11 protein-coding genes and 1 tRNA gene are annotated in these 13,226 nt (G+C 58.4%); 11 read left to right on the top strand and 1 reads right to left on the bottom strand.

Going from position 1 to position 13,226, the window contains the following annotated elements:
• The first annotated feature begins 267 nt into the window (after positions 1-267).
• From ACN0SD_RS04995 to ACN0SD_RS04965, 7 genes are all read left to right on the top strand, one after another.
• Positions 268-1,344 (top strand): OmpP1/FadL family transporter, encoded by a 1,077-nt coding sequence (locus ACN0SD_RS04995; protein WP_417807118.1) that lies wholly within the window; start codon positions 268-270, stop codon positions 1,342-1,344.
• Positions 1,345-1,456: 112 nt separating this feature from the next.
• The gene (locus tag ACN0SD_RS04990; RefSeq protein ID WP_417807117.1) at positions 1,457-2,368 is read left to right on the top strand and encodes a DMT family transporter; all 912 of its coding nucleotides are present in this window, start codon (positions 1,457-1,459) and stop codon (positions 2,366-2,368) included.
• Positions 2,369-2,417: 49 nt separating this feature from the next.
• Entirely contained in the window at positions 2,418-3,272 is an 855-nt protein-coding gene (locus ACN0SD_RS04985) for an ATPase (protein ID WP_417807116.1), read from the top strand.
• Positions 3,273-3,326: 54 nt separating this feature from the next.
• A complete protein-coding gene (locus tag ACN0SD_RS04980) occupies positions 3,327-4,247 on the top strand; it encodes a homoserine O-succinyltransferase (protein ID WP_417807115.1) in 921 nt (306 codons plus the stop codon).
• Positions 4,222-5,238, top strand: a complete 1,017-nt coding sequence (locus tag ACN0SD_RS04975) for an alpha/beta fold hydrolase (protein WP_417807114.1) — start codon at positions 4,222-4,224, stop codon at positions 5,236-5,238. Before ACN0SD_RS04980 ends, ACN0SD_RS04975 begins: the two co-directional genes overlap by 26 nt.
• Positions 5,239-5,357: 119 nt before the next feature.
• Positions 5,358-6,254 carry a polyphosphate kinase 2 gene (gene ppk2, locus ACN0SD_RS04970; RefSeq protein ID WP_417807113.1) on the top strand — a complete coding sequence of 299 codons (897 nt, stop codon included), beginning with the start codon at positions 5,358-5,360 and terminating at the stop codon, positions 6,252-6,254.
• Positions 6,247-6,858, top strand: a complete 612-nt coding sequence (locus ACN0SD_RS04965) for a TetR/AcrR family transcriptional regulator (protein WP_417807112.1) — start codon at positions 6,247-6,249, stop codon at positions 6,856-6,858. Before ppk2 ends, ACN0SD_RS04965 begins: the two co-directional genes overlap by 8 nt.
• 64 nt (positions 6,859-6,922) lie before the next feature.
• Here ACN0SD_RS04965 and ACN0SD_RS04960 read toward each other — a convergent pair whose 3' ends face one another.
• The gene (locus ACN0SD_RS04960) at positions 6,923-7,513 is read right to left on the bottom strand and encodes an outer membrane beta-barrel protein (RefSeq protein WP_417807111.1); all 591 of its coding nucleotides are present in this window, start codon (positions 7,511-7,513) and stop codon (positions 6,923-6,925) included.
• A 237-nt stretch (positions 7,514-7,750) separates the two neighbouring features.
• Between ACN0SD_RS04960 and ACN0SD_RS04955 the strand changes: the two genes are divergently transcribed.
• From ACN0SD_RS04955 to ACN0SD_RS04940, 4 genes are all read left to right on the top strand, one after another.
• Positions 7,751-8,497: an SDR family NAD(P)-dependent oxidoreductase gene (locus ACN0SD_RS04955; protein ID WP_417807110.1), complete on the top strand. Its 747-nt coding sequence runs from the start codon at positions 7,751-7,753 to the stop codon at positions 8,495-8,497.
• Between the two features lie 108 nt (positions 8,498-8,605).
• Positions 8,606-8,695: transfer RNA gene (locus ACN0SD_RS04950), tRNA-Ser, on the top strand.
• Positions 8,696-9,037: 342 nt separating this feature from the next.
• Positions 9,038-10,183, top strand: a complete 1,146-nt coding sequence (locus ACN0SD_RS04945; RefSeq protein ID WP_417807109.1) for a transposase — start codon at positions 9,038-9,040, stop codon at positions 10,181-10,183.
• A 792-nt stretch (positions 10,184-10,975) separates the two neighbouring features.
• Positions 10,976-13,018, top strand: a complete 2,043-nt coding sequence (locus tag ACN0SD_RS04940; RefSeq protein WP_417807108.1) for a hypothetical protein — start codon at positions 10,976-10,978, stop codon at positions 13,016-13,018.
• The last annotated feature ends 208 nt before the right edge of the window (positions 13,019-13,226 follow it).

Below are 13,226 nucleotides of genomic sequence, written 5' to 3'. Positions count from 1 at the left end.
TGACTCGTTGGGCCGCTTTTTTGATCGCTTCCGCGCTTGCGACGTTTTGGGTCATTGCCCTAACCGCAAGCCGATTCCTGGGGATTTTCTAAACCCGATAGTTCGGAAGTTGACGCGGACGTCAAAAAGCGTGGCCTGAGCACCACAAGCTGCGCTGCAGCATAGGGATTCGACGTAGCGTCAGGAAAAATCGCGAATTGATCTGCTCCAATCCGATGATAGGCTTTTCTCAGGGAACCAAGACATACGTTAGGGAAGAGGAACATCATGAAGCGTATTATGACAACGGCTGCGGTCGTGGCGCTGAGCGCCGGGATGGCCCAGGCAGGCGGCGTCGAGCGTTCGACGCAATCAGTCGGCATCCTGTTTGAGCAAGGCCGTTACGCAGAATTCAACGTCGGCGGGTTTAACCCTGATGTGTCGGGCACAGTTGGTGCCGGCACGGTTTCGTCGGGCGACATGGCACCGGGATATGGAACCTATAGCCTTGGCTATAAGCAAGCGCTTAGCGATAAAATCGACATTGCAATCGTTCTTGACCAACCGATCGGTGCGAATGTCGGCTATCCGGCCGGTACCGGCTACCCGCTTCAAGGGTCGACCGCCACGGTCAGTTCGAATGCGGTCACGATGATGATGCGTTATAAGCTGCCCAATAACTTCTCAGTTATCGGCGGTCTGCGCGCCGAGCAAGCATCAGGTGAGGTCAGCCTCTCTTCGGGCTATACTATGAAGACCTCAGACGAGACAGATTACGGCTATGTGATCGGCGCCGCTTGGGAAAAACCAGAAATAGCAGCACGCGTCTCTCTGACCTATAACTCGAAGATCACCCACGACTTTTCCGCAAGCGAGAATGTCATGGGCGGTGTGCCCACAAGCTTCGCGACCACGGTACCGGAATCTGTCAATCTCGAATTCCAGACCGGCATCGCCAAAGATACACTACTGATGGGCTCGGTGCGTTGGGTACATTGGACGCAATTCGACATCTCGCCTCCGGGTTATCTTGGAGCTTCCGGGGGGGTCCCGTTGGTGGACTATTCCAATAACTCCACCTCATGGACCCTTGGCGTGGGACGTCGTTTCAATGATCAGTGGTCGGGCGCACTCATGTTCGGTTATGAGAAAACCCAGCCTGGCACCACCGGAAACCTCGGCCCGACCGATGGCTACAAGTCGGTCTCGCTGGCCGCAAGCTATCAGGCGAGCGACAATATCAAGATCACCGGTGGTGTTCGCTATGTCGATATTGGTGATGCAATTACCAATGCGCCTATTGGCGGAGTGTTCTCTGACAACTCCGGTTGGGGTGCGGGCGTGCGCGTTGGGATCAACTTCTGATCGCGTGACCTGATCCAAGACAAACCTTGAAAAGCCCCGCCCTCAACGCGGGGCTTTTCTTTTCGCAACTTCCGGGTGGCGCGCCCCGCGATTGCGCCCTATCGCTAGCCGTATGAACACACGCCCTGCCCTCACCGCAATCTCACTGTCACCGCTCGCTTGGGCTTTGCTCGCGGGGCTTGCGCTGATCTGGGGATCATCCTTCTTGTCCAACCGCGCAGCCCTTGCGGGGGCGGATGTGTTCACTGTCGTGTTCATCCGCGTCAGTGGCGGTGCGGCGCTGTTATGGCTTTGGGTGGCAATCCGCAAAATTCCGGTGGGACGCGATCCCCGTGTCCTGCTCCATTTCGCGGTCATGGGGCTGCTCAACAATGCCATTCCCTTCACGCTGATCGTCTGGGGGCAAAAGCATATCGATAGCGGTTTGGCGTCGATCCTGAACGCCTCGACCGCGATCTTTGGCGCGCTGATCGCCGCAATGGTGTTTCGCGACGAGCGGCTGAGCGCGCGCAAAAGCCTTGGCATCGCCATTGGCTTTGCCGGGGTGATCGTGGCGATTGGCCCGGGCGCGCTTGGCGGGTTCGATCTGACCTCGGCAGGCCAGATCGCGATCCTTGGCGCGGCCACGAGCTATGGTTTTGCAGGCGCATATGCGCGATTTGCCACCCGCAAGATGCGCCCCGAGGTCGCTGCGGCGGGCATGTTGGGGGCAGGTGCGCTTTGGACCTTGCCGCTGATGCTCGTCTTTGACGGCTGGCCGCAGTTCAATTACGCGCCCTCCGTCTGGGCGGCACTGATCTGGCTGGCGGTGGGCTGCTCGTCACTGGCCTATCTGCTGTATTACCGCATCCTCGCGATGGCGGGCGCGGCCAATCTGGCGCTGGTGACGCTGCTGATCCCGCCCGTTGCCATTGTCGCGGGTTGGGCTGTGTATGGCGAACATCTGGGCTGGTCGGAACTGATCGGGTTTGCGCTGCTGGCTGTGGGTCTTATGATCTTGAACCGACGCCCGAAATCGGGGTGACGTGCGCGCGCCACTGCGCTACGAAAGAGGCGCAAGTTTTGAGGGCAGCATGATCTATTCCAACCGCGCAGAGTGGCTGAACGCCAAGGATAAACGGGTGCTGCTGTTTGGCATGTCGGGACTGGGCAAGACCTGGGCGGCCAATCTGCTGCGCGAGGCGGGCTGGTTTCACTACTCGGTCGATTACCGCATCGGCACGCGCTATATGGGCGAGTTCATCGCCGATAATTTCAAACGCGAAGCGATGAAAAACCCGTTTCTGGCGGAGTTGTTGCTCTCGGACTCGGTCTATATCGCCTCAAATATCACGTTTGATAATCTTGCCCCGCTGTCATCCTATCTCGGCAAGCCGGGCGATCCGGCCAAGGGCGGGCTGCCCTTTGACGAATATATGCACCGCCAAAGCCAACACCGCGAGGCCGAGATGGCCGCGCTGCTCGATAGCGCGCATTTCGCGCAGCGCGCTCGCGACATCTACGGTATCGAGAATTTCCTGTGCGACACGGGCGGCTCGATCTGCGAGGTGGTGGATCCTGAGGATGCGAATGATCCGATCCTGCGTGCGCTGTCGCAAAACCAGTTGATGGTCTGGATCGAGGGATCAGACGCGCATACCGCCGAACTGGTCACGCGTTTTGATCGCGCGCCCAAGCCGATGTATTACCAGCCGGACTTTCTGGCCCGAATGTGGGCGCAATATCGCGCGGAAACCGGCGAGCCCGAGGATAAGGTCGACCCTGACACTTTTGTGCGCTGGACCTATGCGCAGGCACTGGCGCATCGCCAACCGCGCTACGCGGCAATGGCGCAAAACTGGGGTGTCAAAATCCGCGCGCAGGATCTGTATCTTGTCCGCGATGCAAAAGACTTTACATCCCTGATCGCGGATGCGCTGCCCAAGTGATCCGAAACGGGCAGCGACCCGTATTAACTTCGAACCATAAGAGACTGGAAAACAATGCCTATCACGCTTCCTGAAAACCTGCCCGCCTTTGACAAGCTGTCGCAGGAAGGCGTGATGGTGATGTCGCCCTCGCGCGCGCAATCGCAGGAAATTCGCCCGCTGCGGATCGCGTTGCTCAACCTGATGCCGAAGAAAATCCAGACCGAGAACCAGTTTGCCCGGCTGATCGGCGCGACGCCTTTGCAGATCGATTTTCAACTGATCAAGATGTCCGATCATGTCACGCGCAACACCGCCGCCGAGCATATGGAAGAGTTCTACCGCTCTTTCAGCGAGGTCGCGGCTTCGGGCGAGAAATTCGACGGGCTGATCATCACCGGCGCCCCGATTGAACAAATCCCCTTTGAGGAGGTCGATTACTGGGGCGAGTTGCAGCAGGTTTTCGAGTGGACGCAAAGCCATGTGTTTTCGACCTTCGGCGTATGCTGGGGCGGCATGGCGATGGCGCATTACTTCCACGGCGTTGCGAAACATGCGCTTGATCACAAGGCGTTTGGCTGCTTCCGCCATCGCAATTGCGCGCCCGCCTCGCCCTATTTGCGCGGGTTTTCCGATGATCTGCTGATCCCCGTCAGCCGCTGGACCGAAATGAAACGCCCTGAACTGGAAGCGGCGGGCATGGTCACGTTGCTGCATTCCGATGAGACTGGCCCCTGCCTCGTCGAAGACCGCGCCAACCGTGCGCTCTATGTGTTCAACCATCTCGAATATGACAGCACCACGTTGAAGGAAGAATATGACCGTGACGTAACGTCAGGGAAACCAATCAACGTGCCCGCGAATTACTACCCCGATGACGACCCAAGCCAGACGCCCACCAACCGGTGGAAAAGTCACGCCCACCTGCTGTATGGCAACTGGATTAACGAGATCTATCAGGGGACTCCCTATGACCTGGCTAAGATTGGTTGCTAGCCTGATCCTTCTGGCGATTGTGCTGAGCGGGGCGACTTGGGGTCTCGACACTTGGCGCGCGCGCCAAGCCGAGGCAGATTATCCGCCAAACGGGATTTTCGTCGATGTCGGCGGGCAGCGCGTGCATATGGTCGTGATGGGCGATCAGGGGCCGGACGTGGTGCTGATCCACGGCGCATCCGGCTCGGCGCGGGATCTGACTTTTGCTTTGGCCCCCGAACTGGCCAAACGCTACCGCGTGTTTGTGCCCGACCGCCCCGGCTTTGGCTGGTCCGACCCGCTGCCCGCCGATCACGACACGATTTTCGATCAGGCCAAGCTGCTGCAAGAGGCCACGCTTAAGGCGGGCGCGCGCGACCCCATCGTTCTGGGCCATTCCTACGGCGGCTCGGTGGCGATTGCCTGGGCGGTCATCCTGCCCGACACGCTGTCCGGGCTTGTGCCCGTATCTGCCCCCTCACAGAAATGGAACAGCCCGCTGCCGCTGCTCTATCAAATCACCTCTCCGCCCTTGGGTCAGGCGATTGCCGTGCCGCTGATATCGGCCTGGACCCCGCCAGCCATCGTCAATTATGAGGTCGCCGCCGTATTCGCCCCCCAAGAGATGCCCAAAGGCTATGCGCAATGGTTTGGCCCCGGCATGACGCTGCGGGTCGAGACGATGCGCGTGAACGCCCGCCAGCGCGCCGATCTTGAGGCGGAAATCAACCAGATGATCCCCGACTATCGCGCCCTCAACCTGCCGGTCGTGTCGGTGCATGGCGATGCCGATACCATCGTGGGCGAGAAAATCCACGCGATCCCCTTCACCCGTGAGGTGCCCGGTGCCGAGCTGATCTCGCTGCCCGGTGTGGGTCATATGACGCCGCAAATCGCGACGGATGCGGTGGTTGAGGCCGTGGACCGGGTCGCTGAGCGCGCGAATGTTTTAGAGGATACGCAGCAAAACGCCTCCGGCGGGAGTATTTCCGGCCAGATGAAACTGCGCTGAGCCGCTCTTTCATCTAGCCCTAAATACTCATCGCCCGGTCAATCCCGGGCGCCACGGTCGCTCGCCATCTTGCACCCGTTCCGGGCGCGCCCCATACTGCGCCAAACGAGGAGGCTGACATGGCCAAGGACACGCCCAAAGATCCGCTTGATATCCCCTTTGTGGGAGAGATTACCGCCTATTTGCGCAACGAGGCCCCGAAAGCCGTGCGCCACGCTATCGAGCAGTCTGACAAAGATGATATCTTATCAAAATCATACCCTTACGACGAAGAGTTAAAGCGCAAAGCCTATGACCGCCAGATGGACAAGCTGCAGGTCGAACTGGTCAAAATGCTGTGGGATCTGAAAGAAACCGGCAAGCGGCTGGCTGTGGTCTTTGAGGGGCGCGACGCGGCGGGCAAAGGCGGCACGATCGGGCGCTTGCGGCAAAATCTCAATCCGCGCTCGGCCTATGTGGTGGCCTTGCCGAAGCCCACCGAGAAAGAGGCCACGCAATGGTATTTCCAGCGCTATGTCGATTGGCTGCCCGCTGCGGGTGAAATCGCGATGTTTGATCGCTCGTGGTATAACCGCGGCGTGGTCGAGCATGTTTTTGGCTTTTGCACGCCAAAACAACGCAAGCACTTCTTCGCGCAACTCCCTGATTTTGAAAAGATGTTGGTCGATGACGGGATCATTTTGGTCAAGCTCTGGCTGAATGTGGATCGCGCCGAGCAGTTGCGCCGTTTTCTGGCGCGCGAGAATGATTTGCTCAAGCAGTGGAAGCTTAGTTGGATCGACGTTGAGGGCCTCAAACGTTGGGACGCCTATAGCGAAGCGATCAAGGAAACTCTGGCCTGCTCAGACACCAAATATGCGCCTTGGACAGTGATCCGCTCGGATGACAAAAAACGCGCAAGGATCGCGGCGATCCAGACCATTCTGAACGCCGTAGATTACGCGAAGAAAGACGCGAAAGCCATTGGAAAGGTTGACACTTCCATCTGCGGCGGCATCGAAATCCTGAATGTCTAAGCAAGGCTATCACCACGGCAATCTGCGTCAGGCGCTGGTGTCATCGGCGCTTGCGCTGATCGAGGAGAAAGGCCCGACCGGGTTTACGCTCTCCGAGGCCGCCAAGCGCGCAGGCGTCACCCCTGCTGCTGTCTATCGCCATTTCGAGGGGCGCGAAGACCTGATCGCGGAATGTGCACGTCAGGGCTATCTGATCTTCGGCGATGTGCTGGAGCACGCATGGGATGGCGGCAAGCCCTCGGCTTTGGCGGCGTTTTCGGCCACCGGGCGCGCCTACCTCGCCTTCGCGCGCAAATATCCCGGTCACTACATGGCGATGTTTGAAAGCGGCATTTCCCCAAATCACTCGACGGATCTGGCGAAAGTGGCCGAGCGCGCCGATCGCGTGATGGAGCGCGCCACGGCGGCGCTGATGGCCCATGTCCCGCCCGATCGCCGCCCGCCCGTGGCTATGGTGTCAGCCCATATCTGGGCGATGAGCCACGGCGTGGTGGAGCTATACGCACGCGAAGGTAACCGCGCGCCCTACGCCCCCGAGGATCTGCTGGAAAGCGGCATTGGCGTGTATCTGCGCGGCCTCGGCTTGATCCGCGCCGACAGCTAACGCCCGATAGGAAAAGGGGTGCAGGCCGTCGCCCACACCCCAATCTTGCATCGCGTCAGCTCGTTTAGAACTGGAACGAGGTCGTCAACGACACGGTGGTCAAGTCCAGATCCTGTCCGGAGCCGTCGAAATCATCGCCTTTGCGATAATCAACCGCGCCACCGACCGTCATGTTCGGACGCACCTTGTAGCGCACGCCAAGCGTTGCCATCGGAACGGTGTCGCTGGCCGAGACGCCGCCTGCAGTGTCACCCTTGATGTAGGACGCACCCAGACCGCCGTAGAACAGCCAGTTGTTCTGCTTCACACCGCCGATAAACTTGAGATCGGTGAAGCTGTCAATTTTGCTGTTTTGCGTATTGTCAGTGATATCGGCGCCCGAAAAGGCCAACTCGCCACCAGCAACATATTTGCCGAAGTCGTACAGGTAGCCACCATGGACACCACCGACAACGCCACCATCGTCTACAGCGTCATTGGCATCGCCATAGCCCAATTGAGCGCCAGCGTAAAAGCCACCCCAATCAGCCGTCGGCATCACCGCTACCGGCGCTGCCATCACAACAGGCTCTGCAGCCGGAGCCGTATATCCGCCCGCAAAAGCTGCCCCTCCGATAACCGCCAGGACGCTCGAACTCATCAGTATACGTTTCATTTTCTTTCTCTCCTTTGAAGGGATGCATCCCCCAACACTAGGCTTTCGGATAGATCCGTTTCTCTGATCTACGCCTGTTTAAGCCATCTACAATAGCTTCGGTTCCAAGCCTCAGCGAGAACTTGCCAAAACGTGATCGGCCTTGGGTTTCTGCACCTGCACAATGATCTGAGAAGACTAGACAAAAGCGCCGTCTCCACCAATTATTGAACATATGTTCATTTCGAGGAGGCTCACATGGAGTTGAATGGCTTACGCGTTGTAGTGACCGGGGGCGCATCCGGTTTGGGGGCCGCTACGGCGCAATTTTTGGCGCAATCGGGCGCGCAGGTGGTCATTTTCGACCGCGATCTGTCGGGCGCTCAGGCGCATGGCGCGCAAATCGGGGCGCAGGCTGTCGCTGTCGATGTGACCTCGGAACAAAGCGTGGCTGATGGTATCGCGCAGGCAGTTTCGGGGATGGGCGGGATTGATGCGTTAATCAATTGCGCAGGCATTGCGACGGGCGAGCGCGTGGTCGGCCGCGAGGGCCCCCATCAGCTTGCCAGCTTTGAGCGCACGATCGACATTAACCTGATCGGCACCTTTAACGTGCTGCGTCTGGCCGCCGCCGAGATGGCGAAAAACACCGGCACCGAGCGCGGCGTGATCGTCAACACTGCCTCAATCGCCGCCTTTGACGGACAAAAAGGCCAAGCTGCCTACGCCGCCTCAAAGGCCGGGATTGCTGGCATGACCCTACCCCTCGCCCGCGATCTCGCCAGTCAAGGCGTGCGCGTCTGCGCCATCGCGCCGGGCATCTTCGCCACCCCGATGCTCAAAGGTCTGCCGACAGAGGTTCAAGACAGCCTCGCCGCCGAGGTGACCTTTCCCAAGCGCCTCGGTGATCCCGCCGAATACGCGCGCCTTGTCGGTTTCATCATTGAAAACGGCTACTTGAACGGCGAAGTAATCCGTCTGGATGGCGCTTTGCGGATGCGCTAGATCGTACAATCACGCGCGCGCCCTGTCTGAATTACGATTTGCGCGAAAAACGGGTTGCAAGGGCGCGCGCGGACCGCTAAATCCGCCCCACAGGAAGACCCCTGACGCGGAGAGGTGGCAGAGTGGTCGAATGCGGCGGTCTCGAAAACCGTTGTCGGTGAGAGCCGACCCAGGGTTCGAATCCCTGTCTCTCCGCCACTATTGCAAGCTAATATGTTGATATATTTACTGAAAATAACGCAACCTTATTTCTTGTCCCCCTCATCATCCCCCACATGCATTGGCTAGCTACCTATTTGGTGAATTTGCACTGGGACAGTATATTCGCGACAAAAGCCAATAACCTTATCAAACTAGCCGCCAAATCCCGCAATTCTAAACTTCATTGGCTCGACGCAGCGAACGGCCCATGGACGAAGCCGCTCCGCGGCATTGGTGCCTTTGGCTGATGGGGTGAGCCGGCCATAGCTGTGCGCATTTTGTAATCTGGCTGACCTGATTGACGATTGGAGTTTCTCAATCGTCAATCAGGAGGTTCCCATGACAGAGGAGAAGATGAGCCCGCTGCGCCAGCGGATGATCGAGAACATGCGCATCCGTGGGATGGGCGACAAACACCAAAAGTCTCATATTCGGGCAATCAAGGATTTTGCGGCGTTCCGTGGGCGATCACCAGATACCGCGACACCGGAGGATCTACGCGCCTATCAGCTACATATGACGGATGCTGGGGTCACACCATCGACCTTCAACACGCGCATCGTGGCACTGCGGTTCTTCTTCGGCATGACTTGCGGGCGCGAAGAGATGAAGCGCTACATGCAATTCCGCACCGAACCACGCAAGTTGCCTGTGGTTTTCAGCGTCGAGGAGGTTTCCGACATCCTGATGGCCGCACCCGGACCTGGGTTGCAGTATCGCGCCGCGCTCAGCATTTCCTATGGCGCAGGTCTGACCCATCATCCCCACATCCACATAATCGTCCCCGGTGGCGGCCTGTCGCCGGGCGGGAGCCGCTGGATCGCCTGCCGCCCCGGCTTCTTCCTACATTTGCGGGTGCTGGCCCGGCTGTTCCGACGTCTGTTTTTGGAGGGGCTGATGGATTTGCATCACGCAGGCAAACTCACCTTCTTTGGCGATCTGGCCGGTTTGTCAGATGCTAAACCATTCGCGGCTTGGCTTGCCCCCTTCCGCATAGCCGAATGGGTGGTTTATGCTAAACCGCCCTTCGGGGGTCCAAAGGCGGTGCTAGCCTATCTGAGCCGCTATACGCATCGCGTCGCGATTTCCAACACCCGCCTGGTCAGCGCGGATGTCGAGAACGTGGCCTTCCGGTGGAAGGACTATCGTATCAAATCGGGCATCCGCCAAAAGGTCATGCGCTTGGCGACACAGGAGTTCATCCGCCGGTTTCTTATCCACGTCCTGCCTGACGGCTTCCATCGCATCCGGCACTACGGCTTGCTGGCCAACACGACCCGCAAAGCCAACATTAGGAATATCCGCGCCTTGCTTTGCGTCCTACCGCCTGAACAGGTGGCAGCGCCGGAAACAGAGCCAGAGATCGCCCCGCTCACCCTGCGCGAGCCATGTCCCTGCTGCGGCGGACCCATGCGCATCATCGAGATCTTCCGGCGCGGGCAGAAACCGATGTCGCGCGCACCACCCAGGGAGCAGGCCGCATGACATATCGCCCGTCATTCGTCACGGAAAACCACCAGATGCACTCCGTGGATTTGGTCCGAACGGCGTGTGGTTGTTCATCTCCAGCGTCACAAAAGGCGGCCATGACACCGAAACACACAGCTTCTTCGGCATACCCAGCCGACGGCACGAGCGTATCGGGCGCCACGCGCACCTTCAGCAGCACCCCTTTTGCAACGGACGCCCCAACCGACCGCACACTTTCCCCATAGACGGATCCAAGACCCCCGCGGCTTCCACCTTGGGAGGTTTTCCAACGCGGGTCGTGGTCACGCAAAACCGCTCCGTTCCGCCGCGACCCGCATCAGAAAACCTTCACCGGAGCGGCCGTTCGCTGCGGTTAGCACCGAGGGCAGCTATGCGGACAAACCGGACTTTTGCAAGTGCGGCCAATGCTCACGCAGAAATACCTCGCGTGTGCAGTGTTGCCAGTTTGGCGATGCAACACATTCATCGAAGCGGTCGTTCAAACTGGCCGATCCTAGCCGATCTTGAACCGACATTTCGCTGCTGCATGTTGCAACAATCGAGACGAGGACGACCCAGACTTGGCCGTTGGCAGTGGAGGGCTGAGGCAAACTGCGGCGGCAAGCGCTGGCGCACTGGGCAGCGGGTTCACCTTTGCCAGGCCACCGCCTGTGGCTGATCGGCCTTTCTGGCCTGCGCAGTTGACGCAACGTAAATATTTGCGCATTGTGAATAATCGCACCTCGTTCTGGCGATTGATTTTTCAAGCTCTTTTCGCCTGGAAATTCGATACAAGGATTGTTTTCGATGGCCACACCGACACCAAAAATAGCTGGACTCAAGGTTGTAGACAAACCCGACACTCCCCTTGCGAAACTACTGGAAAACGCTGGAATTGGGGTTTACGCACAATCCTTTGACGACTTGGGTTTTACCGATCTTGGGTCTTTGGGAGAGGGCGCTGAAGACTGGGAGGCAAATATTGGCCGGGTCGTTGATCAAAACGAAAAGCCCGGTCATTTCAACAAGCTCATCGCCATGCTCCGGCAGCAGACTCCAGACATCGAACCGGCAGCAGATGACAGATCCACACCGGCGCCTGGCAAGCCGCCAGCAGACAAACCTGCCGCCAACACGGGAAACAAGGCGCAAAACGGCAACGCGAAACTGCCAAAACCCGGGACGCCCCCCAAACCACTGGCGCTGCCGAAGCTGCCCTCGGGAACCACACTGGACCTCAAGAAGGCCCAGTTTGAAGCCGAGGGCATCAAAATCGACCTCGAGCCGAAAATCACTGTCCCCAGCAAGCTTGCGGACGTCTTTCATGCGGATCAGCTGACCCAGCTGGATTGGCTGAAAATCGTAAAACGCAATGACATCCTGTGGGGGATCGACCTCGACAAGGTCGCCCTGAAAAAAATGGCCCCGCGTGTCGACAGCCAGGCGCTTGTCTGGCGCGTCCCGGACGATGACGGGTATTACAGCGTCAGGAGTCTGGGCGCCGAGTCTGCGGCCGATGTGAGCTACTCCACCTTTGAACACAGCCTCGTCGTCAACCGGATCGACAGCGCCAAGGTCAACGTGGCGACCCCCTTTGCCTCGGTCGCGGCACAGGCAGAACTGTTCCGGCGCGTTGCAAAACTGACCAAGATGCGCACGCTTCATCTATATGGCGCATGGACCGTGCCAAAAGTGCAGCTTTACCTGAACAAGTGCACCGAGATAACCAAGGATTTCGTCAAAGATATCAAAGCCGCTCTGTCCCAGAGCAACAATCAGGAAAAGTTCGACGCGCTCGAATCCGTGTTTGGGGCATATGGCCATGCGGTACCCAAACGGCTGACCATAGGGGCCGTGATGTTTCACTCTCGTGAAGAGTCGGTCTCCAGTGACGTCGCCGAATCCACCATCAAGCATACCATCGAAGCGGGGGTTGCTGCCGCCAAGGATGGCGCGCAAGCCGATGCCACCTATTCCTTCAAGAACGGCCGCGGCGAGAGTGTTTCTGCCGTGGATTTCAGCAGCAGCGCCAGCTGGCATGCTTATGGCGGCGATGTTTCCCTGCTTTCTCAGGAGAGTCTCGGGAAATGGTTGGAAAGTACGAAAAATCCCAACAACTGGGGGGTGATATCAATCGAAGAGATAGAGCCGCTGGTCAATCGTCTCGACGAGACACTCAAGGCTGCGGTCAATGAGGTTTGGGACAGCATTGCGAGACAGATGTGGAACGGCCACAATACCCCGTCCGGCACTTTGCTGCCCGAAGGTCGCAACAAACCGATCACGATCGCGGAAGCCAGCGACGACAATGCCCGCGCGATCGTTGGCGAGAGTATCGCTACGCATTACGACAACGACACTGGCGGTGCTGTGACCACCTACCCACTGCTGACGTCCGGTGCCATAGATCCGCAAAAGAAAGGAACCCTCTGGCGGTTGGTCTATTCCGGACGATCGGGACCCGGTGATTTGCCAACATACTGGATTGTCGAGCACGCTCCCGACGACATCGACAAGTTTCTGGAAGACAAATGGGATGATATCCCCGGCATGAAGATCCTCGCGGCCGGCGTGACCGGCGGGAAACCGTCGATATCGGTCAATTACCTCGCGGAACGCACAACCCAAAAAGATCACCATTCCATCAACGATCTATTGTGGATGGTGCTGCCCTGTGCGGAAAGTGCGGCCATCGGCACGCGCGGGCGACCCTATAGACTGATACCGTTGGACACTGCCAGGAACGGGCTGGATGGCGGAATGGGCTTCAATGGCGTGAAACTTCGCAGCGACGAGATCGTGTCCTTCAGTGAGGACGGTCGGGTTTATTTGCGAGTTCATGATCTCTGACAAAGCGCCCACATGCCAACGGACTGAAATCTAGGGGCTGTGGCGGGGTGGTCACTTTGCGTAACAGGCCGCGATGATCCTCGCTGGGTGATGTAAATCCACGTGACTATTACATCCCTCTGGGACAGCCAAGAAACTTGAGAATTTGATCGAAACGGCAATGGACCATCCGTCAACTGGACGACCGTCACCATTGTTTTTTCAGGTA

Source organism: Thioclava sp., from assembly GCF_048263065.1.
Lineage (GTDB): Bacteria > Pseudomonadota > Alphaproteobacteria > Rhodobacterales > Rhodobacteraceae > Thioclava.
Note: the sequence above shows the minus strand (reverse complement) of the source record. Positions and strands in the feature narration are given on the sequence as shown.